This is a genomic window from Brevibacillus sp. Leaf182 (genome assembly GCF_001423865.2).
Taxonomy (GTDB): Bacteria; Bacillota; Bacilli; order Brevibacillales; family Brevibacillaceae; genus Brevibacillus; species Brevibacillus brevis_C.
The window spans coordinates 95,533-122,028 of sequence record NZ_LMPN02000032.1 but is presented as its reverse complement, the minus strand read 5'-3'; the positions used below and the strand labels follow the sequence as shown (position 1 = coordinate 122,028).

The following is a 26,496-nucleotide window of genomic DNA, read 5'->3' as shown; positions in this document are numbered from 1 at the left end:
AATGTACAAAAGATTTTGTCTCTTTACCATGTTTTTTTGCCAGCACGTAGGATGGCTCTTGCGTGCAGGTCAGCTAGGATAGAGGTAGAGAATAAGCGAGGTGGCGACGAAAATGACGAAAAGCTATGTAATCAAGCCTGAATTGGGCAAAGAGTATCCGGTTATTTCTCACGGAAAAGGCATCTATCTTTACGATAAAGAGGGGAATCGTTACATCGACGGTTCCAGTGGAGCGGTGACGGCAAGCATTGGTCACGGTGTAGAAGAAGTGGCTGAGGCGATGTATGCGCAAGCCAAGGAGGTCTCCTTCGTATACCGCTCGCATTTTAGCAGTGATGCTGTGGAGAAGCTGGCTACAAAGCTGGCTGAGTGGGCACCGGGCTCACTGAACTGGACGTTTTTTGTCAGCAGCGGTTCGGAAGCAACGGAGACGGCACAAAAAATCGCGATTCAATACTGGCAGGAAAAAGGAAGGCCAACAAAAAACCGGATTATCTCCCGCTGGATGAGCTATCACGGGATTACGATGGGTGCTCTTTCGATGTCTGGACACGTCTTGCGCAGAAAGCGATTCACCCCATTATTGGCTGACTATCCGGCGATCACAGGACCATATCCGTATCGCAAACCAGAAGACATGTCCCTCGAATCATATGCGCTTGCGTGTGCAAACGAGCTGGAGACCGCGATTTTGCGCGTCGGACCTGAGCAGGTAGCGGCATTCATCGCTGAGCCTGTCATCGGGGCTTCTGGTGGAGCGGTCGTGCCGCCAGATGGTTACTTCCAACGCATTCGCGAGATTTGTGACAAATATGAGGTTCTATTTATCGCAGACGAAGTGATGACAGGGGTAGGTCGCACGGGGAAAGCGTTTGGGATCGACCATTGGGGCGTCGTACCTGACCTGATGACATTGGGCAAAGGTATGAGTGCCGGTTACACACCTATGGCTGCTACGATTGTCTCGGACGAAATCATAGAGACCATTACAAAAGGCAGCGGCTCGATTATGGCAGGACATACGTATAGCGCCAATCCACAATCTGCTGCTGTTTCTCTGGCTGTCCTTGACTATGTGGAGAAGCATCAGCTAGTCGACAAAGCAAGAGAACAAGGTGCCTATTTGCTTGCCCGCCTAAAAGAACTGGCTGACGAGCTCCCGTTGATCGGAGATGCACGCGGACTTGGCATGCTGTGCGCGCTGGAATTTGTGAAAAACAAGCAGACAAAAGAGCCGTTTGCGCTTTCCCAAGGAGTAGGCGTGAAGGTCATTGAAAAAGCATTTGAAAAAGGCTTGCTTATTTATCCGGCAATGGGCGGAATCGAAGGAGTGGCAGGAGACGCTGTCATCATCTCACCTCCACTGACCATTACTACAGAGCAAATCGATGAGCTGATATCTCTGCTGAAAGAAGCAGTGATAGCTGTTCAGCAAGAGCTCCAAGACAAGGCACTGATCGGATAGAGAAGGAGGAACGAGGATGACAAACCGATTTGAAAAGGTCGTCTCCCTGTCCGAAGCGCTCACCCATTTTCATGATGGGATGACGCTGTTGGCAGGGGGCTTCGGTGGGGTAGGCAACCCGCCTACTTTGATTCAGGGGATTTTGGATAAAGGCGTGCGTGATCTGACGCTGATCAGTAACGATACTGCTTTTCCGCATATCGGAATTGGCAAGCTGGTGACCGAAAAGCGCGTCAAAAAAGTGATAGCTTCCCACATTGGCTCAAATCCGAACGCAGGGGCCCAAATGACGGCTGGAGAGCTAGAAGTAGAGTTCTGCCCGCAGGGGATACTTGCAGAGCGTGTACGGGCAGGTGGAGTCGGTCTGGGAGGCATTCTATCAGATGTCGGCATCGGGACGATCGCGGAAAAAGGGAAACAGAAGGTCGTTCTGGATGGAAAAGAATATCTATTGGAGACACCGATCACTGCTGAAGTGGCTATCGTACATGCGAAAAAAGCGGATCGCTTCGGCAATTTGGTGTTTGATACAAGTGCACGCAATTTCAATCCGTTAGTGGCGATGGCAGGCGACATTACCATCGTGGAAGCGGATGAGATAGTAGAGGTAGGCATGATCGACCCGGAAGAAATCGTCACCCCGGGCGTTTTCGTGAACTTTATCGTCCAAAGTGAAGGGGTGAACTGGCAATGGGCATGGGAGAAGTAAAAGAAACAGAGAGCTATCGTGAACGTATTGCCCGCCGCGCAGCATTGGAAGTAGAAGACGGCATGATTATTAACCTGGGAATCGGCATTCCAACGTTGGTTGCGGATTTTATCCCATCTGAAAAACGCGTCATGTTTCACGCGGAGAACGGCATTCTCGGTACAGGGCCAAGCCCTGCGAAAGGCGAGGAGAATGCCATGCTTTGCAATGCGGGCGGTTTTCCAGTCACGCTCGCCACAGGGGCATCCTTTTTTGACAGTGCGACTGCTTTTGCCATCATCCGCCGTGGGCTATTGGACATGACGATTTTAGGAGTCCTGGAAGTCAGCCAAAATGGTGACATTGCCAACTGGATCGTTCCAGGCAAACGTGTCCCAGGCATGGGAGGAGCCATGGAGCTGGCACAAAAGGCCAAGAAGGTCATGGTTGTGACCACGCATCTAGATAAAAACGGACGTTCGAAAATCGTTCGAGAATGCTCCCTGCCGTTAACCGCGACAAAAGCTGCGGATTTGATCATCACAGACATGGCAGTAATGGAGGTCATGCCAGATGGTTTGTATCTGCGAGAAGTCATGTATCCATACAGTGTCGCTGACGTAATTGGAGCAACGGAAGCCGAACTCAAGATGGACGGAGAGGTTGGCGTTTTCCGCTAAGCAAAGACAAAAACCATGGAACGGGGGAAAAACATGGCAAACTGGCAGGTGCTTATACGGGAGCAATTGGAAAAAGATCGCGAGGCTGCTGTTCAACTGCTGCAGCAATGGGTAAAAAGCCCGAGTGTACAAGGAGAAGAGCAATCTATCCAGCAAAGTATTGCAGAGCTTTTGGGGCAGATGGGGTTGGACGTTGACTTATGGGTCATGGAAGGCGAAGAGCTGGTGTCACATCCATATTTTGTCTCCCCACGTACTACCTTTGAAGGCAGCCCGAATGTCGTCGGTGTGTGGAAGGGGCAAGGGGATGGGCGCTCCATCATTCTAAACGGACACGTGGATGTAGTGCCCGCGGGCGATCTGGCACAGTGGAGCGATGATCCGTTTAGCGGGAAGGTTGAGGACGGCAAGCTGTACGGACGCGGAGCAACCGACATGAAGGGTGGAAATTTATCTTCGCTGTTGGCGATTCAGGTTCTACAGAAGTTGGGTGTGCAACTGAAAGGCGACGTCATTTTTCAGAGCGTCGTAGAAGAAGAAAGCGGCGGTGCAGGCACATTGGCGACGATCATTCGCGGGTATAAAGCGGATGCTGCCCTGATTCCAGAGCCGACCAATATGAAAATTTTTCCGAAGCAGCAAGGCTCCATGTGGTTCAGATTGACCGTCAAAGGGCGTTCTGCTCACGGAGGTACTCGCTACGAGGGAGTCAGCGCCATCGAAAAGAGCATGCTCGTGGTTCAAGCAATTGGCCAATTAGAAAAAGAGCGTAACGATCGACTCGATGATCCGCTCTACGCCAAGCTGCCCATTCCGATCCCGATTAATCTAGGGGTAATTGAGGGTGGCAAGTGGCCTTCGTCTGTAGCTGACCTCGTCAAGCTGGAAGGAAGGATGGGAGTTGCCCCAGGAGAACAGATGGACGATGCCAAAGCCGAAATGGCAGCAGCACTCAAAAAGCTGGCAGAGGTCGACCCGTGGTTTGCAGAACAGCCTGTTGAGCTGGAGTGGTTCGGAGCTCGCTGGGTTCCGGGAGCAGTGGAGCTCGATCATCCGCTGATGGATATTTTGCAAGCGCAGTTTGAAGCTGTGACAGGAGAGCGTGCCACTGTGGAAGCATCGCCTTGGGGAACAGATGGCGGTTTGTTGACTGCTTTGGCCAATACGCCAGCGATTGTTGTTGGACCTGGAGTCACACAGGTTGCACACTACCCGAATGAATACATCGTTTTGGATGAGGTATTCCGTTGTGCTGAGATCTTTGCGCTTACGTTACTCGAATGGTGCGGTGTGGCTGAAAGTGTGAAAGAGTAAAAGAGATATCCAAATATTTCAAAATCGAGACAGGAAGGCACGCGTATGAGGGAGAATGATTGGAAGATGAACGCCAATCCATGAGAGTGGGGATATGCCGATGAAAAAAACGTGCTTTATCGGGGGAGAGTGGGTGCCAGCTACTGCTCATGCACCGCTATTCTCACCCTGTACGGGACATGAGATTGCACAAATTTCGCAAGCAGACTCATCATTGGTTGAAAAAGCAATTGCTGCGGCCCACGGAGCGACTGCCGTCATGCGTCGCCTTCCTGCCTATCAACGCGCCTTCCTGCTTGAAAAAATCTCGATCTTGATGAATGAACGATTGGAGGAAGCGGCGCGGATCATCGCAATAGAAGCGGGAAAACCAATTAAAACAGCCCGCGGTGAAGTGATTCGAACGATTCAGACGTATAAGTTCGCGGCAGAGGAAGCCAAACGCCTTCACGGAGAAACTGTACCACTCGATGCAGCTATCGGGGGAGAGGGACGCTTGGCTTATACCGTGCGTGAACCACTGGGAGTCATCGGAGCAATTACGCCCTATAATTTTCCGATGAATCTCGTTGCCCATAAGGTCGGACCTGCTCTCGCTGCTGGCAATACCGTTGTTCTCAAGCCTGCATCACAGACACCGCTTAGTGCATTATTTCTTGCAGAGCTCGCAGAGCAAGCTGGTGTGCCAGCAGGAGCGCTCAATGTGATCACAGGCAGTGGTGCGAGTGTTGGCGATAAAATCGTGTCTGACCCGAGAGTCAGGGCGGTGACGTTTACAGGGAGCCCAAGTGTTGGGCTGGATATACGCAATCGAGCGGGTATGAAAAGAGTCACGCTCGAGCTGGGATCGAATTCGGCAGTGATCGTTGATCGTGATGTGCAACTGAATGAAGTAATTCCCCGATGCGTTTTCGGTGCCTTCGCCTACTCTGGGCAGGTATGTATCTCTGTGCAAAGAATTTATGTGGTCAAAGAGATCTATCAAGATTTCGTCCAACGTTTTGTTGAACAAACACGAGCACTTCGCGGTGGTGATTCGCTCTCTGAGGACGCGGACTATTCCGCCATGATCCATCCACGCGAAACAGAACGTGCGATGGAGTGGATTCATGAGGCGCTCGAGCAGGGGGCACGTTTGGAGTGTGGGGGACAGATCGTGGATCGGATGCTCCAACCTACGGTGTTGACGGGTGTTCCGACAGATGCAAAAGTATCTTGTCAGGAAGTATTTGGTCCTGTCGTTCTGATTAATCCAGTGGAGTCCGTCCGGGAAGGCATTACGCTGGTCAATGACTCACGCTATGGACTACAGGCTGGTGTCTATACCAACAATCTGTCATTGGCTCTGGAAGCCGCAGAAGAGCTGCGTGTGGGTGGTGTGATGGTAAATGACATTCCGACTTTTCGCGCGGACCATATGCCCTACGGTGGCGTAAAGGAAAGCGGACTGGGTCGGGAAGGGGTCAAATACGCGATAGAAGAAATGACGGAATTGAAACTCGTTGCCATCAAACGATAAAGGAAACAAATCCGGGCTCTTGCAAAAAATAGTAGAGCTGTGATATAGTAAGTATTGTTGCAATACGGAGGGATACCGAAGTGGTCATAACGGGGCGGTCTTGAAAACCGTTAGAGTGCAAGCTCACGCGGGTTCGAATCCTGCTCCCTCCGCCATAAATACAAATGAACCGACTCCAGTTGAGAAGCTGGAGTCTTTTTTATGGTCGAGAAAAATATCAGAAAATAAAGAAAATTATTATATAATGGAGATGAGACTATAAGTGATGGGGGAATTTGCATGCTCGAAGCGCAAAGAGTTCGTAGAAATACACTTGGCGATATTTTGCGAAGAAGTCGTAGGCGAAATCCTGACAAGCCTGCCCTGTACTTTGAAGAAGAAGTATTGACCTACACGCAGCTTGATCAGCTTGCAAATAAGACGGCTCGTACGCTTCTTTCAAAAGGCTTGCAAAAAGGGGAGCGGGTAGCAGTGCTGTCACGCAACTCGATGGATTTTGCGATTCTGAACTTTGGGCTAGCGAAAGCAGGAGTCATCATGGTGCCAATCAACTTCATGTTGAATAAGGAAGATGTCGCCTATATTTTCGGTCATGCGGAAGTGAGTGCGTGCTTCGTAGCGCCCGAATTCCTGCAGCTCGCTCAAGACGGACTCCAATTAGCTGGAATTTCCCCCAAGCTGCTTTGCCTCGTGTCCAAACCAGCAGTACAAACAGGAGAATGGTTGCCTTTTCGCACGCTGATTGAAGCGGCAGACGACCATGAGCCTGAAATAGACATAGCGGATGAAGATGTTGTGCAAATTTTGTATACCAGTGGAACGGAATCAAAGCCAAAGGGCGTTATGCTCACTCATAAAAGCATCATCTCCGAATATGTCAGCACGATTATCGAAGGCGGGATGACGCAGGATGATGTGGCTGTTCACGCCCTTCCCTTGTTCCATAGTGCGCAGCTTCATTGCTTTTTGGGACCGTACGTGTACCTAGGTGGGAGCGGAATTATTTTGGACCAGGCAACCCCTGCGTTGATGTTGCAAACGGTAGAGGCGTACAAGGCTACTCAGTTGTTTTGCCCGCCAACCGTGTGGATTGCTTTGCTGCGTTCTCCCGATTTTGCCGCGCGTAATTTGAGTTCTTTGCAAAAGTGCTATTACGGTGCAGCAATCATGCCGGTAGAAGTGTTAAAAGAACTTGGTCAACGCCTCCCCAACGCCCAGTTTTACAATTTTTACGGGCAGACGGAAGTGGCGCCATTAGCAACTGTTTTGCCACCAAAGGATCAAATGAGAAAAGCAGGCTCTGCAGGCAAGCCAGCGTTAAATGTGGAAACGAAAATCGTCGATGATGAGGGAAAAGAAGTCTCTCGTGGGAGTGTTGGTGAGATTGTTCACAGGACCAGCCATGCGATGCTGGGTTATTTCCGTGATGAGGAAAAGACACAGGCTGCCTTCCAGGGAGGGTGGTTTCACAGCGGGGATTTGGGCATCATGGATGACGAAGGCTATATCACCGTTGTTGATCGGAAAAAGGATATGATTAAATCGGGGGGAGAGAACGTAGCAAGCAGAGAGGTTGAGGAGCTTATTTATCAACATCCGAAAGTATCTGAGGTCGCAGTGATCGGAGTTCCACATCCGTACTGGATCGAAGCAGTGACGGCTGTCGTTGTACCAAAAGCAGGTGAGTTACTGACTGCTGACGAGATGCTTGCTTTTTGCAAAGATCGTCTTTCCTCCTTCAAAGCACCCAAATATGTAGTGATTGCTGACAATCTTCCAAGAAACCCGAGCGGCAAAATTTTGAAAAGAGAGCTGCGCCTCCGATACGAAACGATGACGACTTAGCCAGTCATCACAAGGTCAAAGAACAGCAAAACCCGCTCTGTTATGGAGCGGGTTTATTTGCTGCTGAGATTATTTTACGTTGGAAACAGTCGGACGATCGGCTTGAATGACTTCAAAACGATAACCTTTTTGTTTCAAGTACGAAATGATTTCTGGGAGAGCTTCAGCTGTTGGCGACTTTGTGCTGGAATCATGCATCAAGACGACGATTTCTTTTTGTGACTTTACTTGCTGCTTTATATTTGCCAGTGCTTGAGCGGCTGTGTATTTGTTGCTTCTTGCATCGCCGTTTGTTACATTCCAGTCGATAAACGTATAGCCACGTTGTTGCGACTCTGCTTTGATCGCCTGCATGACTGTGTGCTGCTTGTTATACCGTTTGGGATCTTGATATTTCAAACTGACTGTATTCGTGCTGCCACCTGGATAGCGGAATACTGTTGGTTTTACGCCGGTTACTTTTTCAATCATTTGACTTCCTTTTTCTACGTCTGCAAAAAAGCTCTCCATGTTTTTGTAAACAAGCTGATAATTATGGGAATACGAATGTCCTCCCACCGCATGACCTTCGGCTACAATCCTTTTGAGAATGGCCTCATGACCGGCTACCTCACGGCCTACAATAAAGAAGGTGGCTTTGACCTGATGCGTTTTCAGCGTATCCAAAACGCGTGGAGTTACAGGAGAGGGTCCATCGTCAAAGGTTAAATAAGCGATCTTCTCAGAAGACTTCGGTGTCTGAGGGACCGGTTTTGTAGCTGGTTCAGGCTTCTTCGTCTGATTGGCTGTTCCATTATGCTTACCAGGCTGCGTTGGAGTCGGTGTTTCTGGCTTTCCTGGCTTGGATGGTTTCGGTTGTTCTGGTTGCTTTGGTTGTTTCTGTTGAATCGGCTGTATCGGGATTAACGGTTCATCGCCATAGATCAAATATTTTTGTCGGAGCTCTACAAATTTCTTAAGATCCGCTTCATAGGAAGAAACAATCTCCTGTGGGGATTTGCCTTGTTCGAGAAGCAGACCGATTTTGCTGGTACCCATCACCTTGTCGAACATGGAGATTTGCGTACTCGTACTTTTTGGTATAGGGAATGGCTTCAATTGCTTGGCATAAGCAAGCGCGTAAATACCTGTTTTTACCGGATTAAACTGATGTGGATCGTTGATTTGAAGGCGTACGCCCCCGGCCGTTCCTTTATTCTCAGGAATAAAGATGACGCCCGGTAGAAGACTTCCATTTAACAGATCGGCGTACTTGTGCGAATCTAAACCCTCTGCCCCGATCCAGGTAAAATGGTCGCCTTGGCGAATAGGAGTACCCTCACCCAAACCAGTTGCCATATACCCGAAAACCGAGGTCAAGTTAGGGATATGCGGAGAACTCGGAATCCAGGCCAAACCTGTCTGTTGATAAATCATGTTGCGTGTATACCCTTGCATGGGAATGACGGTAAGATCTACGCCAATGGTACGATTGAAAAACAATGCCAGCTCTCCGATGGTCATGCCATGTGCAAGCGGGAGGGTATCCACTCCGATAAAGGAGCGGTAAGGCAGTTCAACGACAGGACCCTCGACAATTGTTCCGCCGAGAGGATTCGGTCGATCCAGTACCATTACTTCTTTTCCTTGTTCCTTTGCAGCTATCATGGCGTATTGCAAGGTAGATATGTATGTGTAGGTTCTCGATCCGATATCCTGTAAATCGACGAGAAGTACATCAATGTCTTTCAGCATTTCTGGTGTCGGCTTGCGAGTTGATCCAGACAAGCCGTAGACCGGTATAGCGTAGACGGGATGAACAAAGCTCGTTACTTGTTTTCCTGCGACCGTTTTTCCGTCGAGGCCATGCTCAGGTGCATACAGAGTGGTTAAATGGACAGAACGATCACGTCGTAGTATGTCGATCGTGCTAACCATTTGACTGTTCAGACCTGTTTGATTCGTAATTAACCCGACTTTTTTGCCTTCAATGAGATGGTGGAACTGATTGAACAGTACATCACTTCCCAATTGAATGGCAGTCGTATTGGCGGAGCTTCCTACTGGAGGAATTAAAGTTAAGATAAGTGCCAGGATGAGGAAAGGGAGAAATTTGTTCATCATTCATTGCCTCTTTCAAGATAAAATACTGTCGCTTCTTGTCTATTGTAACGTTTTTGGAAAGCAAGATGGTTGCATTTTTGTAACAATTTGAAATTAGGTCAAAAGGAGGAGGAAAAAGTAACGTAAAAGAGGGAACTACTAGGAAAGAACGATCTTTTAAAAGGAAGACTACAGGAAATTCTTGAAACAGCCCTCATCCTATAGTAGATTAAGAATCGTGTGAACCTTTTTGGAAATGGAGTGAATGTTTTGCTTAAAAAAGTAACCTCATTACTGCTAGCGATTGCCCTGGTACCGATGGCAGCATTTTCTGCAGCGGCAGCACCTGCATCTGTAGCGCCTAAAGCCGTACAGAATGCTGTTAAAGTGGAGTACAATAAAAAACAAATCGCGTTTCCTGACCAAGCACCTATTATAAGCCAGGGGCGTACACTGGTTCCGATTCGTCCGATTGCAGAAAACCTTGGTTTTGAAGTGCAATGGAACGAAGCTACTCGTACCGTAACCATTAATAAAGGGAAAGATAACATCAGACTGGTCGTTACACAAAAAATTGCCAAGAAAAATGGACAAACGATCAACCTGGACGTGCCTGCACAGATTGTGAACAAGCGTACTGTAGTACCTGTTCGTTTTATTGCAGAAGCGCTGAGTTACAAAGTAGATTGGGATCCAAAAACGCAAACCGTTTTGATTGCGGATAATGTGAACCCTAATCAAGCCGGACAACAGGAAAAACCAAAAGATCCGACGAAACCAGCAACAGACGAGAAAAAGCCTGAGCAGGTTGCATTTATTGACAAGGAAAGTGTTGAAGGTAAGACTTTTTCTTTAGCCAATTTGGGAGTTTACCAAATCGTCGGTAAAGTAGAACCTGGAACAGAGGTTACCGTAACGTTGGAAGACAAAACATACGAAGTTGAAGTAACTGCTGAAGGTACTTTTGAGTTTTACCAATCCACGAATGATGGAATCAGAAGTTACACGCTCAATGCTGAAAAAGGCGGCAAAAAGGATACGTTTGAAGGGGACTTCAAAAAGACGAATTAAGGCAGCTACTTCCTGAGTAAGAACACCTCCTGCACATCACACTAAGTGCAAGGAGGTGTTTTTGTTGTGAGACGAATGAGTGGGAGTATCATTGCTGTGCTCCTGTTTGCCGGCTTGCTGACAGGGTGTTCGCCTAACAAAGAACAGGGCACCGAAGATCAGAACGGAAATAAGGCCAAATTTGAATCTCTCGGGATTAACATCCAGAACGATAACGTCGCTAGGGACAAAGGACCGGCAGCCATGATTAGCCAAAAGATGGTTCATCAGCGAGAGCCGCAACTCGTGACGCGCTTGGAAGGACATGCGGAAAAGCTGCCCGGTGTAACCGATATCAAGGTGTTGGCCTACAAGGATAACTTGATTGTAGGTGTGCTGCCAGTCGATACACCAAAACCAGACGAAGTCAATCCGCGGCCGTCGATCCCGTATACGCCTGGGAAAATTGTGCGAGTCGATAATGGACATCCAGATTCGCTGCATAAACGTGTTGTGGATCGGATGAGATCACGCTTACAGGCAGAAACACGCTTCAACATTTTGTACGTGTCTACCAATCGAGCAGTTTATGACCGAATCGCAAATTTGCATTCACGAATTACGAACGGAGAGCACATCAGTGACGAAGAATTCCAAGTCCTGTTAAATGATATTGGCTATTCAGTCATTGGATATAATTTAGTGGATTGAAAGAGCACCACCTGGACTCCCGGGTGGGCTTTTTGTCGATTAAGGGCTAAATGGCAGGAGAATAGTTAGAAATGGGGAAATAGTCAAAGAAGAGCAGGAGAACGGCAAGGAGTGCACATTTTATGATTCCAATCCACATCCCTATATCCAAAATAACTCCTCCAGGACAGAAGCCATATGTCTTACGGCGACCTGCATTGGCAAAAAAAATGCGCCTGTTGAAATATACGCAGCTTTGTCTCATTCATGCAGGGACAGGCTATGGCAAAACGACATCACTGGCTACATTTCTACATGATGAAGCACTGGCTGCGTCCTGGTATACCATCCAGGATGGAGACGATGCTCTTCTTGCGTTTGTCATCTGTCTTGTCGAAAGTGTTCGTCAGGTTCATTCTGATTTTGGTCAGGTATTACGAGAGCAGCTTATACGTATCACAGAGCAAAGTCCGGTGCCTTCCATAGACAGTAAGGTACTGGTCGACTGGTTCGTCGGGGAATGTGTACAGCTCCAGGTGGACCACATACTTGTTTTGGACCATTACCAACGAATTAATAGTGGGAGTGACGTCGATCGATTTGTTCAACGGTTAGCCGAGGCTCTTCCACAAAAGGTCAAGCTGGTCATCTTAACGCGCGCTCGACCGAAATGGTCCAATCTCGACTTGTTGTCCGCAAGAGGAGAGTGTCTCGAACTTACAACAAATGACCTTTCTTTTACGCTGGAGGAGAGTGAAGCCTTTTATTCTGATCAATACGACATCACGCTATCCGAAGACGATTGGGGCCGAGTGGAAGAAGTGGCACAAGGCTGGGTGATGGCGCTTCGCACTTTTGGGGAAATGGTAACGAGGGGGCAGACGGTTTCTGACAGTCTGCGTGAGTTATCGCGATTGTTGCATTTGCTGGAAGTGGAAGTCTGGACACAGCTAGATGCAGGTATGCAGCGCTTCTTGATGGAGGCAGCGGTTCTCGAACAATTCGATCTGGAGGATTGCAAGCAAATACTCGGGGAAGGATGCATTGAGTATCTGCTGGAAGCACAGCGTTGTAATCTTTTTCTTCATGTCCATGCAGGATCTCATTATTCCTTTCATCCGCTTTTCCAGCGCCTCCTATCTAGCAAGCTGGCTGCGAACCAAGCGACATACGTGCATGTCAATCACAAGGCCGCAGGATGGTACAGACGTAAAGGGGACGAGGCAAAAGCTTTTGGGCGGTTGCGTCTCGTCGAGCAGTGGGGGGTGCTGGGTGAATGGTTGTGCCAAGCATCGGAAAGATTGCTGCAAGCAGGGAAGCTGGACTTTTTATACGAGTGGATAACACTGTTACCAGATAGCATCAAGTGCGAACAGCATTGGCTGTTGTTTTATCAAGGTGAAGTAGAACGCTATCGCTGTCTATATGCGAAGGCCTTTTCTTCTTATGAGCAATTTATGAAACAATGTGAACACAAGCAAGATCAAATCGGATTGTGCCGCGGGCTGGAAGGGCAAGCACGCGTTCATCTCGACAGCGTACAAGGCGTTCGGGCAGAAGAACTACTGAAGAGGGCGATTCAACTGTTGCCCCCATTTGAGCAAGAGAATGAAATGGCACCGAGACTATACCGTTTGCTGGCAGAAATTTATACGAATCGCGGAGATGCCAAACAGGCGGCAGCATGGTATGAACGGAGTCAGGAATTAGAGCAGCAGACGGAGGTGGAGCTGGAATCGCGCCTGTTGTTCCGTACTGGCCGATTGCAGTCCTCCATTCAGCTCTTGGAGAGTAAGTGGCAGGTAGAACAGAGGAAGCATCCTCCGCTGACGAGATCGTATCGGGAAACCTCTTTGCTGCTATCTTTCGTCTATGCATTGAATGGCGAATGGGAGCGAGGGTGGGAATCCGCAGAAACGGCCATACAACTCGGACGTGCAGCACATTCCCCTTTTGTAGAGGCAAATGGCTATGTTCGAAAAGCCCATGCGGCCCTCATCAGTCAAACATTGCCTACGGATGAGATTCGCCAGCTTTATGAAAAAGGCTTGCAAATCATGGAGGAGCTCCAGTCGACACGCGGCAAGTCAGAAACGCTTCTGGGACTAACCTTGCTTCACGCAAGAGAAAAGGCACTCGACCAAGCTCTTTTGTATGGCAACAGGGGGATACAAGAGACTGAGGCGATGCGCGACGACTGGTTAGGCAGTCTGGTACGGATGGCGATTGGGATTGCATACGCCAAATACGGTAAAGAAGAAGAAGCGTGGGCTACCTTTATCGATTGTGCCGATCGACTTAGTCACTGCGGGGATAGCTACAGTGTCGTCATTTGCCAATTATGGCTGAGCTTCTTGGCTTATCGTAAAAAGCAATGGGATTTGTTCATACCTGCGGTGACGCAAGCTCTGTCCTTGATGCAGTCTGGTGAATATCAATTCCTTCTGCAAAGGCCTACTCTGCTTACCCCCCATGATGTGCAGCAGCTTATGCCAATTCTGATTGAGGCAGAGCGTCGAAAGGTATCGCCGGATTACGTCTCTCAACTGTTAAATGATTTGGGCTTGCAAAACGTGACATTCCACCCCGGCTATACCCTTCGCATTCAGACGTTGGGCGCGTTCCGTGTATGGCTGGGAGAGCGGGAATTGAGCGAAAAGGCATGGCAGCGAGGGACGGCAAAGCTGTTGTTTCAACTTTTATTGACAAAGAGACATCATTTGTTAGCCCGGGAAGAAATCATGAACCGACTTTGGCCAGACAGTATCGAGGAAGCGGCAATCCGCGATTTTAAAGTGTCGCTGAATGCGTTGAACAAAGCACTCGAGCCAGATCGTGCTGCAAGAACAGATACATTCTTCATTCAACGCCATGGCAGCTCTTACGGTTTTAACCTGGCATCGGGTTATCATATGGACGTCGAGGAGTTCGAGAAGCTCGTTACATTGGGCTTGGCCGAATCAGACCGACGTCAGGGCGCCATCCTTTTGGAAAAAGGACTTGCGTATTACTTGGGCGATTACATGCCGGAATGCCGTTATGAGGATTGGTGTGTAGAAGAGCGTGAGAGAGTGCAGGCACTGTTTTTACGCGGAGCAGAGAGGGTAGCCAAAATCATGCTTGAGGATGGGCAATTGGAAAAAACGATCCGCTGGTGTGAAGCGATTTTGCGGGTGGACGATTGCTGGGAGGAGTCGTACCGCTTACTTATGACTGCGTATTATCAGCAAAATAATCGGACACAGGCCATTCGCTGGTACGAGAAATGTGTAGCAAAACTGAGGGAGAACCTCGGGGTCGCACCAATGCCTGCAACCATGGAGACATACCTTAAAATTATAGAGAAGTAAAAGATCGCCTACAAAGCGATCTTTTTTTTGTACATAGAAGTAATGGCTGCTTGACAAAACTAGGAAGTATTCGTAATATAATCTTTGTACTGACCAGTCAGTTCAAAAAATCGAAAGGGGACAGGAGTGATGGCACCATCCAAAAAAGATCAAATTGCAAATGGAGCTTTAACCGCATTTGCCCAATTGGGATATAGCGAAACAACCATGGATGCAATCGCGGAAATGGCGCAGGTGGCAAAAGGAACACTCTATTATCACTTTTCCACAAAGGAAGAGCTGTTTTTGTACGTGATAGAAAAAGGCGTGAAGATGCTGATTTACCATGTAAATAATGTCATGCAAAATGAAGAGCTTTCCTTGGAGGATCGCATTCTGAATGTGCTGGATGAGCATCTTCGCTTCTTTTCCGAGAATCAAGATTTGTGTTTCCTGTTGCTGAGCGCCTTTTCAGGAGATGGACAGCGCGACAGGATGGTTGGCAATCTGTTAGGTGGCTATTTCAGCACAATGGAGTCACACATGCTGGAATTGCAGCAGCAAGGGTATATCCGGGCAGATATCGATATTCGTACACTCGCTTCCGCGTTGTTTGGCATGGTTGGCTTTACCGTGCTACGCAAGCAATTTCGCAAAGAGCCAGTGAATAGTGCCGCAGATAAACAGACGCTTCGTTATATGCTTTCAGGAATGTTTCAAACCAAATAACGTCTAGAGAAACGTAAAACAAGAGGAGAAGACAGATGAACAAACGTGCATGGATCGGTGTAGGTAGCTTTGTAGTCAGTATTGCAGTACTGGGAACCGTATTGTTTGGTTCAAATGTGAGTAGCATGGCCGGTCAGAATACAACGAAATTAGCAGGTGTAATCGAGGGAACAGAGGTAGACCTCTCTTTTAAGATGGGCGGTTCCATTGAACAGCTCTCACTAAAAGAAGGAGACGAAGTAAAAGCAGGGCAAGTAGTTGCCACGCTAAGCAGCGCGGAGATTCTCGCGAAAAAAGAGCAGGCTGAAGCTGCTTACAAGCTCTCTCTAGTCAGACTTGACCAGGCGAAAAAAGGAGTATCGGTGACGGATAACTCCAGCAATGCCCAAGTCGACCAAGCAAAAGCAGCAGTTAACTCAGCGCAAGCACAGCTTGACGCGAACAAAAATGGAGCGCGTTCAGAAGAAATTACGCAGCTCAAAGCGAAATTGCAAGCAGCACAAACTTCGAATCAAATTGCCGCGACGAATTTGGAGCGAATGAAAAAATTAATGGCGGAAGGTGCCGTTCCACAAGTAAAAGTGGAAGAGGCGCAGATGCAAGCAGATAAGGCGCAAGCGGAGTTTAAAGCAGCAGAAGAGCAGTTGAAAATGGCTCAAACTGGAGCGCGAAAAGAACAGGTCGATGCTGCACAAGCACAGTTGGATCAAGCAAAAGCTGCATACAACCAAGCTGTCGCAGGGAGAGGTCAAGTAGGCTTGAAGGAGCTGGATGTTAAATCCGCAGAAGCGAACGTAATGCAAGCAAAAGGTGCACTAGCAGAAATGGAAGCCTATGTGAACAACACCAAGCTGACAGCTCCAGTAGACGGTATTGTAAAATCAGTTGCCGTTCAAAAGGGAGAGCTGGTTTCCCAAGGCTTCACCGTTTTGACGATCCAAACGAAATCAGACAACTATGTTAAATTTTATGTAAATGAATACATGCTCGCGAATGTGAAAACAGGCGATCAAGTGAAATTGTTTGTCCCAGCCCTGAGTAGAGAAGTAGACGCCAAAGTGGTTACTGTAGCTCCTGCTGCTGACTTTGCCGTAAAAAAAGCGACACAAGAACTCGGTGATCGTGACATTCGTTCCTTCCAGGTGAAGCTGCTGGTGTCCGATCCGGAATTACGTCCAGGCCTGACGGTTGAGTGGAAACTTGAAGGAGCTGGTAATGGTGAATAGTTTCTCTCACCTGTTCTGGAGCGAATGGAAAAATCTTTTTGCAAACAAAACCATTCGTAATATTCTCTTCCTTGTTCCGCTGATTTATCTGACGATGTTCGGATTTCTGTACAGTGAGAAAAAAGTGATGGAGATCCCTACTGTGATGGTGGATGCCGATCAAACCGAATTGAGTCGTGAGCTCTATCGCGCCTTTGAGGTCGATCATACATTTCGAATCACGTCTGTTGTAGGAACAGAAGAAGAAGCAATGAAATTGGTTGACAAGGGCGAAGCAAATATCGCCCTGATCATTCCTGCTGGATTAGAAAAGGATGTGAAGGCTGGGAGAGAGGCAGAGGTATTGACTGTAATCGACGGCAGTAACATCATGATTTCGAATACGGCAGTTCGAGCAGCGAATACAGCGATTAAGTCTGTTTCAGCAGGAACCACGCTGAAGAAGATGGAAGCACTTGGCGGCTGGGGAGAAGAAGGGAAAAACATGTTTACCGGTATCGACTATCGATACAGAGTGCTGTATAACCCGACCTTCAGCTATCTGTCTTTCATGGTATTCGGACTTGCAGGTACAGTACTTCAGCAAGTGCTGTTCCTCGGAATCGTATTGTCTGTAGCCCAACAAAAAGAAGAGGGTACCTGGAAGGATACACTCTCTCGCTATAGCTTCTTCGCAATCACAGCGAGCAAATTGCTGCCGTACTTTCTGGCAGGAACCCTCAACATGTTCCTGGCGTTTACACTATTGTTAAAAGGTTTTGATATCCCTTATTACGGAAGCACGTTCGACCTGATGCTACTGGCTACCATGTTTAACTTGGCGGTGTTGGCTATTGGTTATGCCATCTCTTTTGTGTCTAGCAGCCAGCTCCAAGCTACTCAGATCGGGATGATGATTGCAGTACCTTCGTTCATGTTATCTGGCTATACCTGGCCACTCATGTCGATGCCGACCGGAATTGTCGCGATTGCAAAATCTTTGCCGCTGACGTATTTCTTGAATGGTGTTAGAGAAATATTGACGAAGGGACATGGTCTGTCAGCAGTGAGGAACGACTTTGTTGTTCTCGGCTTCATGACTCTCATCGGGTTGTTCGCAGCCTATGTTATTTATTTGTTGCAGATAAGGAAAATGAAGGGAAAAGTTAGTGAGCAAACAGCAGCATAAATAGCATTTGCATAGGATAAGTGGGCTGCGCCAAAGCTTTGGCGTAGCCTTATTTGCGCTTATATGATGTTCCTTATCAAACTTCCAAAGCAGCCTGGCTGTATAAAAATAACCCTTGTGTAATAAATAATCTTTCCTTTATACTTATTATAAAAAAGGCAGATTCTTCAACATTAGGGGGACTTTATGTCAGCGACTCATCTAAAGCAATTGTGCGAAGAGACGTACACCAAGTTGAAAAAGGTCAGCATGGAAGTGGAACGTTTTTTGAATCAGATTACCTTAGCTGGTCTTGTATCCGCGTCAGGTGATCCTGAAGAATTTGAAACGTATTACCGTAACTATCTTTCCGACTTGCGCCACCTTTTGGTTTACTGCGAAAATGCATACGAAAGGCTGGGAGTATCGCTCCGACGCGCACGATTTCATGAGGAGTTTGCCGAGGAAGTATTGTATCAGGTATACCATACCTGTATAAATAACTTCTACTATCCCAAAGGTGAGGTTTACGAAGAAGATGGACGATTGGCCTATACGGGTCAGGACTGTATCATTTTTCGCAAGCAGGTCACCCCTGAGTTACAGCAGTTGACCTTGTCCCTATCGAGAGTGTTCGAACCGATGCGTAATGATCTTCAATATTACGAGACAGACTATATCGCGAAAAAAAGTATGCAAATAGAAAAAGCACAGGCCTAATAAGCCTGTGTTTTTCTATGGCTTCCCGGTCGGGGGATGAACCCTGATGGAAGTCCTATTATTTATAAAAGTGTAGCATAATGGATAATGGCTGTTTACATTATGCTTCGAAGGAATCACTTTTTTCCTCATCAAAAGAGAGAGAAGAGTTCACAAGAAAAAAACGAATTTCCTCAATGCTTAATCCCATTTTTCGTGCTGTAAAGATTAAATCGATCCATTCCTTATCCAGGAGATCTTTAGGAGACGGAGTGGTTTTCATGTTAGTTCCCCTTTTACCCTCCTTTTGTAAAAACAAATAAAATACCCAAAAAATGGTTGGAAAAGATAGGTAAAAAGCTTATATCAGAAATGATACTTAATTCAGTTTCATATGTAAATCTAGTATTTGTGACTTTTGTTTTAAATTCATGCAAAAAAAATAATAAGCCACCACTATATTAGTGCTGGCAAAAATGTTATTTATGTCGATTTAACCGCCATTTATTGTACTCCAAAAACTCCCGAAACTGTTCTTTACTTACCCCGGATTTCATAGCCTCTTCGATCAGCTTGTACCATTCTTCATCAACATTCTCGCTTGAAGGAATATCTTTTTCCTGAAGCAATGTGTCTACTGTCACATTTAATACTAGTGCGATTTTCTCAAGAAATTGAATAGAAGGATTTTGCTGAATGCCGCGCTCGATTGAGCTCAGATAAGACTTTGCGACACCAGCGCGTTCAGCTAAATCAGAAAGAGAAAGGCCTTTGTCTATTCTAAGCTGCTGTATACGCGAGCCGATCATGTAATAGCCACCCCTTTAAATCTCTTCGTTTATTATAACGTCAATATAGCTGAAACACAACTTTTTGTGGGACTAGTCCTGTGTCGTTTGGCTCATTTATTCGATTTGACTCTACTGACATTGCTAAAAAATTACCTTTCTACTAGATAAAATGAAGCGTCATTATGGCTATGTATCTATAATTGCGTTCGTTCTTTATAAGAAACGTAGTGTTCGTTATTAAGATTGAGAAAAAACGAGATATTCAGACGAAATTCTACAAAATAGTCGATTTTCGCTGTTTTTGGTCTATTTTTAGAGAAAATTGATATTTTACATTCCATTGCCCGTACAGGATACTAATTTCAAATCGTTCTTTATAAAGAACAAAACGAACGAATTGTTCTCTATAAAGAAACGTTCGACTTTGAATAGTGTTAACCGCTGTCGACTTGAAATGGATAGGAATGCACAGAAAAACTTACAAAAAACTGGAGAGGAGAGATCCAATCTGCATGCCAATTTGTCAGAAGCAGTAACGGTAATCTGCCTGCTAATTGTAATAATTATACTATTTTTTATGGGGATCTTGGTGATTAAATCAAGGAATTTGTTGATAGAAAGGAGAACGCGCATTTACCTGGGACAGTTTCAAGACTACTTCACGTATATCCAGTCTCATATGGACTCGCCTGAGAGGTTGAAACCGCCTTACTGGCAGTTAAATCGTTTGGAAATGAGCGTTCTGCAACAAAAACTCATTGATTGGATCGAATCTCTTACAGGCAGCCACCGAAAGAAAATGATCACACTATGTGAGGATACAGGGCTCGTCAAGCAAAACCTCCAAAGGCTGTATAGTCGCTCCCATTGGATAAGGATCGATGCGGCCTACCATGTAGGAGCAATGCGATCCGAGGAAGCCGTACCAAGACTTCTGCAATTGTTGCAGACAAAAAAACTCGATCCTACTCATTTTATCATCGCGAGATCTATCGCCAAGTGTGCGAGAAATCTGGACGATTTAAGGAACATGCTGATGCTCCTTGTAAAGCATCGAAAAAGCATTCATTACCTTGCTGTTGACATCATGAAAGAGACAGAGCTGGATTGTACACCATTATTGCTTGAATGCTTGCGAAGTACGGACAAGGATTTGATTAAAATCGCTTTGATTGGATGGTCTGCTCCATTAACCGCAGAGATTGCCGATTTGGTATATCGGCAGATCGATTCGGAAGACAAGGAAGTCCGCATCCAGTCAGTGAAGCTGCTGTTCGGATATGATGCTGTTTTGGCAACGACATTATTCGAGTCGTTGATGAAGACGAACGATACGGAAGTCTGTCAGAATACTGAAATGATTGAGATGTATGCCAGTTGCAAAAAGCAAATCAGTGAGGAGGAGCAAGAGGACAAGAAAAATCGATATGTTTATGCCGTGTAACTACACCTGAAAGGAGATTGACATGAGGGACTTTTTGCAAGCATACGGGATCTTTGCTGTTTATTACGTAATCGTAATTGAGACGCTCTATTTAACGATTCTAAGCCTGTCCATCAAAAATATTTTTTCCATCATAAAAAGCTCCATGTATTCTCGCTTTCAGTCACTCTCTGGGTCAGAGTACGTACCACAGATTTCGATTCTCGTTCCCGCTTACAATGAGGAATTGACCATCATTGAAAACGTTCGCTCGCTTCTCGCGCTCGATTATCCCAAGTATGAAGTTATTGTTATTAATGACGGTTCAAAAGATGACACGTTGCAAGTTTTGTTACAGGAGTTCCAGTTAACCCGCACAGAGTATGCAGGGGGCTCTAGAGTATTGGAAACCTCCAACGTACAAGGCGTTTATTACAATCCGCAATATCCCAATTTATATCTCATTGATAAGGAAAACGGAGGAAAAGCCGACTCGCTAAACGCCGGGATTAATCTTTCCCATTACCCATTGATTGCTTCCATCGATGCTGATTCGTTATTGGAAAAGGACGCGTTGATCCGCATTGCCAAGGTGTACATGGAAAACCCTGAAGAAACGGTCGCGATCGGCGGTATCGTCCGAATCGCAAACGGCTGTGAAATCGAGGATGGAATGATAAAGAAAGTCAATCTTCCAACCAAAATCTTGCCTATGTTCCAGTGTGTCGAATACTTAAAGGCATTCCTAGGGGGAAGGATTGGGTGGAGTTCAATCAACGGGCTGATTATTGTGTCTGGTGCCTTTGGGGTATTTCGAAAAGATTTCGTTGTCAAAGCCGGCGGTTATCGAGGGGGATATCCCGGCGAGGACATGAACATCATCATCAAACTTCATAAATATATGCTTGAAAATAAACTTCCGTATCGAGTGGCTTTTTGCCCCGATGCCGTTTGCTGGACCCAGGCTCCTGATACCCTGAAAATACTTGGCAGCCAGCGAAGAAGATGGGGACGCGGCAACCTCAAAAACATGCTGGAGTACGGCATTTATATAGTAGGCCGTCCCAAGTACAAAGTTATGGGGTTGATTACATTTCCCTATAACATCATTTTTGAAACACTGAATCCATATTTCAGATTTACCGGTTTTTTGGCTCTGCTGGGATATACATTGATGGACATGACTCAATGGAGAATACTAGCTATCTATGCGTTGCTGAATCTCTTGTTTGGCGTACTGCTCGGGATAGGCTCCCTGTTTATGGAAGAGTTGGCCTTCAAGCGTTACACAAGAGTTCGCGACAACCTCAAGATGTTGGCATTCCTCTTCTTCATGTTTCTTGGATATCAGCAGTTGGGAGTCATCTGGAGATTTTTGGGTCATATCGAGTTTCTTCGCAACAATAACACATGGGGAACCATGACGAGAACAAGCTGGAAAACATAGAGAACCAGGGCACAGGAGGGAGATACCATGAGTCAGATTGCAAAAGCGTATTCGTTTCCTTTATTTCAAGCCTTTGAACATGTGCTTACCTTCTATGAATCGAGTCAGTTGCCATGCGGGATTATTCTGGCTGTAACGAATGGAAGCAGTGAAGAAAAGATCCAAGATTTGAAAATTTCTTTGGCAAAAGCAGAGGGGTTTACGGATATCCATTGTTTTTACGACAAACAAAGCAGTATTCTCGGTATTCTCCTCGGCGACCAAATGCTAGGTAATACTCATTTCCATTCTCTCTTCATCAAGGAACAGCTACAGACCCAACGTATGCTGGCAGGGCCAGTATTCATCGCGAGCTTCCCTGAACAGGGGGAATCAGCAGCACAAGTTCTCAGTGGTATGGTACAGGAGATTACTGCTGGAATGGGAAGTGCTGGTGATATTCACATATACAGCGGTAAAAGATCATCGGAAATAAAGGGGAGTCTTTTGCTTGTTTCGCAAGATGAAACTGTGAATGAGTTTTTACGCATCTATTTACAAAGAAAAGGTTACTGCGTTTATTTGGCGGACAACGGGAGAGAGGCTTGGGAAAAATACAAGCGATTTTTACCGGACGCGGTAATCACCGATATCAATTTGGCCATTGAAGACGGTTACCAGCTCATCAGCAAGATCAATGGAGTGGAGCATGGTACCAAAATTGTGGTATTAACTCACAAACGGTTGGAAGACGACAAGAAAAGATCATTCGAGCTGGGAGTCTCAGATTATATAGCGAAGCCATTTTCACCCGTAGACCTGGAAGCACGAGTGAGAAGTCTATTGTCTTAAACACAGATAAAAGGGAGGAAGAAAAATGAGCTACTTCACAAAATTGAAGCAAAAAATGGAATCAAAGACCGTAAAAGTTGGGGTAATTGGACTTGGGTACGTTGGTCTGCCCCTTGCTATGGAAATGGCAAAAAGCGGTTTCTCTGTTTATGGGATCGATTTGGATCAGCGAAAGGTAGAAACCTTGCTCGCAGGCAGGTCATATATCCAGGACGTTCCTTGCGATGTGATCCAATCAAGTCTTTCTGCTCAGCGATTCTTCCCGACCACTGATTATCGGGTGCTCAAGGAGCTGGATGCGGTCAGCATATGTGTTCCAACGCCGCTCAGTGAAAATCAAGACCCGGATACGTCCTTTATTAAGGGAGTTGTCCGTGAAATTATCAAATACAAAAAGAAAAACCTTCTGATTACGCTTGAAAGCACAACTTACCCTGGTACGACAGAAGAATTGATCCAATGGGAGTTCGAAAAGCTGGGTCTGACCGTCGGAAAGGATTTCTTCCTTTGCTTCTCTCCTGAGCGTGTCGATCCAGGTAACTATTCTTTCAACACGCACAATACGCCAAAAGTAATCGGGGGAACCACGCCGAAGTGCTTGGAGTTGGGGGCTCTGCTGTATAGCAATCTGGTTACTAACGTAGTAACGGTTTCATCCCCGAAAGTTGCGGAAATGTCTAAATTATTGGAAAATACGTTCCGGAGTGTAAACATTGCCTTTATCAATGAAATGGCTATGATGTGCGATAAAATGGGCATTGATGTGTGGGAGGTTATCAAAGCTGCGTCAACGAAACCGTTCGGCTATATGCCGTTTTATCCAGGTCCTGGAATTGGGGGACATTGCATTCCGCTTGATCCGATGTACCTCTCTTGGAAGGCAAAGGGCTTCCGTTTTCATAGCAAATTTATCGAACTGGCACAATCGATTAACGACAATATGCCAGACTATGTGATTAATAAAACCGCACAGGTACTAAATCTTTATGCCAAATCAATCAAAAACTCGCGGATTCTCATTTTGGGGATGGCCTACAAGCCTGACATTGATGATCTGCGTGAATCCCCTGGCTTGCATATTTACGAGCTATTCCAAGAAAACGGGGCACGTGTCGATTATTACGATCCTTATGCACAAAGCTTTGTAGACAAACGCGGGAACACAGTTCGTTCCATTCCGCATGACTTGGAACAAATGAAAAATTACGATTGCATGGTACTCGTTACGAATCATAAGAGCTTTGACTACCAGAAGTTTGCTGAACTGGGTGTGGCTATCATTGATACACGAAATGCTTTTGACAGCATAACGTGTCAACACATTTACAAGCTGGGGAATCCAGCAAGGATGCACGTCGAGGAAGAACGAGTCGTACTCCTGGCTTAACTAGAAAACTGGCTGATGATTACGGAACAGGGAGGCAATCGTATGTGCGGTATCGTGGGATATATTGGTGAGGGACAAGCGCAACAAATCCTGACAAATGGTTTGCAGAAGTTGGAGTATCGCGGCTATGACTCGGCTGGTGTCGCAATTTTTAACGGTGAAAAAATAGAGATTTGCAAATCGAAAGGAAGGCTGGCCGTTTTGGAAGAACGGCTCGTCCAATCTCCTATTCGAGGTTGTTTAGGAATCGGACATACGCGTTGGGCCACTCACGGCCGTCCATCCGATGAGAACTCACATCCGCATACGGATGAATCAGGAAAGTTTTCTGTTGTCCACAATGGTATTATCGAAAACTATCTGGAAATCAAACAGGAGCTATTGGACCATGGGGTTACGTTTACATCCGAGACCGATACAGAAGTCATTGCTCATCTGATTGCTGTCCTATACGAAGGCGATCTCGTCGCCGCGGTTCGAAATGCAGTACTGCGTATGCGCGGCGCATATGCTCTCGGTGTTGTTTGCGAGTACGAGCCAGATAAAATGGTGGCAGTCCGATTGGCAAGTCCTTTAATTATCGGGGTAGGCAAAGGAGAAAATTTCATTGGTTCCGACATCTCTGCGGTTCTTGAGCACACACGAGACATTGTCATCTTAGAAGATGGGGAAATGGCGGTTCTCAAGAAAGACAGCGTTTCTCTTATGAAAGTGGAAACATGCGAACCGCTTCAGCGAGAGCTGTTCCGCGTAGATTGGAATGTGGAAGAGACGGAGAAGGACGGTTTTGAGCACTTCATGCTAAAAGAAATTTATGAGCAGCCAAATGCATTTCGTAACACATTACTCAACCGGATTGACGAGGACGGAAAGCAAATTGTTTTGAAGGATTTCCAATTACAACTAGAACAGATCAATCGATTTGAGAAAATATTCATCATAGCGTGCGGAACCGCATTTCATGCAGGTTTGATCGGCAAGAATGTAATCGAAGAATTGGCGAGGATACCTGTAGAAGTCGATGTCGCTTCAGAATTCAGATATAGACGCCCTATTATATCTGAAAAAACGCTGGTCATTGTCGTGAGTCAGTCGGGTGAAACAGCTGATACGCTGGCAGCGTTGCGGGAGAGCCAACGCCTGGGAGCCAAGGTCTTGGCCATTACAAATGTACAAGGCAGCTCGATTGCCCGTGAAGCCGATTATGTGCTTGCTACCTTTGCCGGACCGGAAATTGCTGTGGCTTCAACGAAGGCGTACACCTCTCAGGTAATCGTTTTTTATCTACTCGGATTGTATCTGGCTCAAGTGAAGGAGACACTTGCGGAAACAGAACGGGAATTCATGATTGCCAATTTGAGACAGCTGCCTGAGCAGGCTGAAAAGGCACTCCAACATGCGGATGATATTCGCGTCTATGCCGAGTCCATCAAAAATCATACCAGCCTGTTCTTTATCGGCAGAGGCATTGATTATGCTGTGGCGTTGGAAGGGTCCTTGAAGTTGAAGGAAATTTCGTACCTTCACTCAGAGGCATACGCTGCAGGGGAATTGAAGCATGGGACACTGGCTTTGATCGAAGAGGGTACGCCTGTCATTGCCTTGGTGACACAAAAAGAGCTGGAAGAAAAAATGGTTAGCAATATTACAGAAGTGAAGGCACGAGGTGGGAATGTGTTAGCGATCACATTGGATGGGAATGTTGAACTGCACAGAAATGTAGATGAAGTGTGCTTTGTGCCTGCGACATTACCTGTGTTTACCCCTATCCTGTCCGTTATTCCACTGCAATTGATCTCGTATTACACTTCTCTGGCATTGGGCAATGATGTAGACAAGCCACGGAATCTTGCCAAAAGTGTAACTGTTGAATAAAAAAATATGATTTGGAAGAATCCCGGAACAGCCAGCTTAGTTGGAGAGAACGGGATTCTTTCCCCATTTTGACTTGTCGGATTTACATTATTTCCGTAAGGGGCTGAATTGTCCATGATGGATTCCACTGACCAAACTCTTGATCAAAAAACATTGATAGAAATCATGCTTCAGGTTTACGAGAAGGGTCAACAGACAACGACAATGGGGACGAGAGATATTGTTGAGGATATTGTCAACAGAGTAAGGCCGTACTTCAAAGAAGCCAAATAAGTCGAT

General features: G+C 46.4%; 22 protein-coding genes and 1 tRNA gene. 20 read left to right on the top strand and 3 right to left on the bottom strand.

The window, feature by feature from the left end; genetic code table 11:
• Positions 1–112: 112 nt before the first annotated feature.
• The 7 genes from ASG16_RS23800 to ASG16_RS23770 all read left to right on the top strand — a co-directional run bounded on the left by ASG16_RS23800 (position 113) and on the right by ASG16_RS23770 (position 7,511).
• Positions 113–1,465: an aspartate aminotransferase family protein gene (locus ASG16_RS23800; RefSeq protein WP_056489892.1), complete on the top strand. Its 1,353-nt coding sequence runs from the start codon at positions 113–115 to the stop codon at positions 1,463–1,465.
• A 16-nt stretch (positions 1,466–1,481) separates the two neighbouring features.
• On the top strand, positions 1,482–2,174 hold the full coding sequence (locus tag ASG16_RS23795; RefSeq protein ID WP_056489895.1) for a 3-oxoacid CoA-transferase subunit A: 693 nt from the start codon (positions 1,482–1,484) through the stop codon (positions 2,172–2,174).
• Positions 2,156–2,833 (top strand): 3-oxoacid CoA-transferase subunit B, encoded by a 678-nt coding sequence (locus ASG16_RS23790; protein ID WP_048032316.1) that lies wholly within the window; start codon positions 2,156–2,158, stop codon positions 2,831–2,833. Before ASG16_RS23795 ends, ASG16_RS23790 begins: the two co-directional genes overlap by 19 nt.
• 33 nt (positions 2,834–2,866) lie before the next feature.
• Positions 2,867–4,147, top strand: coding sequence for a peptidase (locus ASG16_RS23785; RefSeq protein WP_056489898.1), 1,281 nt, complete (start codon positions 2,867–2,869; stop codon positions 4,145–4,147).
• Positions 4,148–4,247: 100 nt separating this feature from the next.
• Positions 4,248–5,666, top strand: coding sequence for an aldehyde dehydrogenase family protein (locus ASG16_RS23780; RefSeq protein ID WP_198674264.1), 1,419 nt, complete (start codon positions 4,248–4,250; stop codon positions 5,664–5,666).
• A gap of 66 nt (positions 5,667–5,732) precedes the next feature.
• A tRNA-Ser gene (locus ASG16_RS23775) sits at positions 5,733–5,821 on the top strand.
• Positions 5,822–5,945: 124 nt separating this feature from the next.
• Positions 5,946–7,511, top strand: a complete 1,566-nt coding sequence (locus tag ASG16_RS23770; RefSeq protein WP_056489904.1) for an acyl-CoA synthetase — start codon at positions 5,946–5,948, stop codon at positions 7,509–7,511.
• Between the two features lie 69 nt (positions 7,512–7,580).
• Here the strand turns inward: ASG16_RS23770 and ASG16_RS23765 are convergent, their stop codons facing one another.
• Entirely contained in the window at positions 7,581–9,611 is a 2,031-nt protein-coding gene (locus ASG16_RS23765; protein WP_056490110.1) for an exo-beta-N-acetylmuramidase NamZ domain-containing protein, read from the bottom strand.
• Between the two features lie 222 nt (positions 9,612–9,833).
• On the opposite strand from ASG16_RS23765, the gene ASG16_RS23760 reads away from it, so the two are divergent.
• From ASG16_RS23760 to ASG16_RS23730, 7 genes are all read left to right on the top strand, one after another.
• Positions 9,834–10,664, top strand: coding sequence for a copper amine oxidase N-terminal domain-containing protein (locus tag ASG16_RS23760; protein WP_056489907.1), 831 nt, complete (start codon positions 9,834–9,836; stop codon positions 10,662–10,664).
• A gap of 75 nt (positions 10,665–10,739) precedes the next feature.
• Entirely contained in the window at positions 10,740–11,354 is a 615-nt protein-coding gene (locus tag ASG16_RS23755; RefSeq protein WP_217366405.1) for a YhcN/YlaJ family sporulation lipoprotein, read from the top strand.
• A 122-nt stretch (positions 11,355–11,476) separates the two neighbouring features.
• Entirely contained in the window at positions 11,477–14,683 is a 3,207-nt protein-coding gene (locus ASG16_RS23750) for an AfsR/SARP family transcriptional regulator (RefSeq protein WP_056489910.1), read from the top strand.
• Positions 14,684–14,812: 129 nt separating this feature from the next.
• A complete protein-coding gene (locus ASG16_RS23745; RefSeq protein ID WP_056489913.1) occupies positions 14,813–15,391 on the top strand; it encodes a TetR/AcrR family transcriptional regulator in 579 nt (192 codons plus the stop codon).
• Positions 15,392–15,426: 35 nt separating this feature from the next.
• Positions 15,427–16,617, top strand: a complete 1,191-nt coding sequence (locus tag ASG16_RS23740) for an HlyD family secretion protein (RefSeq protein ID WP_056489915.1) — start codon at positions 15,427–15,429, stop codon at positions 16,615–16,617.
• On the top strand, positions 16,607–17,785 hold the full coding sequence (locus ASG16_RS23735; RefSeq protein ID WP_056489918.1) for an ABC transporter permease: 1,179 nt from the start codon (positions 16,607–16,609) through the stop codon (positions 17,783–17,785). The genes ASG16_RS23740 and ASG16_RS23735 overlap by 11 nt, the downstream gene beginning before the upstream one ends.
• 186 nt (positions 17,786–17,971) lie before the next feature.
• Positions 17,972–18,484, top strand: coding sequence for a DUF3907 family protein (locus ASG16_RS23730; protein ID WP_056489921.1), 513 nt, complete (start codon positions 17,972–17,974; stop codon positions 18,482–18,484).
• 100 nt (positions 18,485–18,584) lie between these two features.
• Here ASG16_RS23730 and ASG16_RS23725 read toward each other — a convergent pair whose 3' ends face one another.
• Positions 18,585–18,746, bottom strand: coding sequence for an anti-repressor SinI family protein (locus ASG16_RS23725; protein ID WP_082517223.1), 162 nt, complete (start codon positions 18,744–18,746; stop codon positions 18,585–18,587).
• A 196-nt stretch (positions 18,747–18,942) separates the two neighbouring features.
• Entirely contained in the window at positions 18,943–19,272 is a 330-nt protein-coding gene (locus ASG16_RS23720; protein WP_056489924.1) for a helix-turn-helix domain-containing protein, read from the bottom strand.
• A 571-nt stretch (positions 19,273–19,843) separates the two neighbouring features.
• Between ASG16_RS23720 and ASG16_RS23715 the strand changes: the two genes are divergently transcribed.
• From ASG16_RS23715 to ASG16_RS30730, 6 genes are all read left to right on the top strand, one after another.
• Positions 19,844–20,698, top strand: a complete 855-nt coding sequence (locus ASG16_RS23715) for a hypothetical protein (protein WP_133257454.1) — start codon at positions 19,844–19,846, stop codon at positions 20,696–20,698.
• Positions 20,699–20,720: 22 nt separating this feature from the next.
• Positions 20,721–22,124 (top strand): glycosyltransferase family 2 protein, encoded by a 1,404-nt coding sequence (locus ASG16_RS23710; RefSeq protein ID WP_056489930.1) that lies wholly within the window; start codon positions 20,721–20,723, stop codon positions 22,122–22,124.
• A gap of 27 nt (positions 22,125–22,151) precedes the next feature.
• Positions 22,152–22,955, top strand: coding sequence for a response regulator transcription factor (locus ASG16_RS23705; protein WP_056489933.1), 804 nt, complete (start codon positions 22,152–22,154; stop codon positions 22,953–22,955).
• A 25-nt stretch (positions 22,956–22,980) separates the two neighbouring features.
• Positions 22,981–24,342: a nucleotide sugar dehydrogenase gene (locus ASG16_RS23700; RefSeq protein ID WP_056489935.1), complete on the top strand. Its 1,362-nt coding sequence runs from the start codon at positions 22,981–22,983 to the stop codon at positions 24,340–24,342.
• 42 nt (positions 24,343–24,384) lie between these two features.
• A complete protein-coding gene (gene glmS / locus ASG16_RS23695) occupies positions 24,385–26,217 on the top strand; it encodes a glutamine--fructose-6-phosphate transaminase (isomerizing) (protein WP_056489937.1) in 1,833 nt (610 codons plus the stop codon).
• A gap of 114 nt (positions 26,218–26,331) precedes the next feature.
• The gene (locus tag ASG16_RS30730) at positions 26,332–26,490 is read left to right on the top strand and encodes a YwzD family small protein (RefSeq protein ID WP_157966782.1); all 159 of its coding nucleotides are present in this window, start codon (positions 26,332–26,334) and stop codon (positions 26,488–26,490) included.
• Positions 26,491–26,496 lie beyond the last annotated feature (6 nt).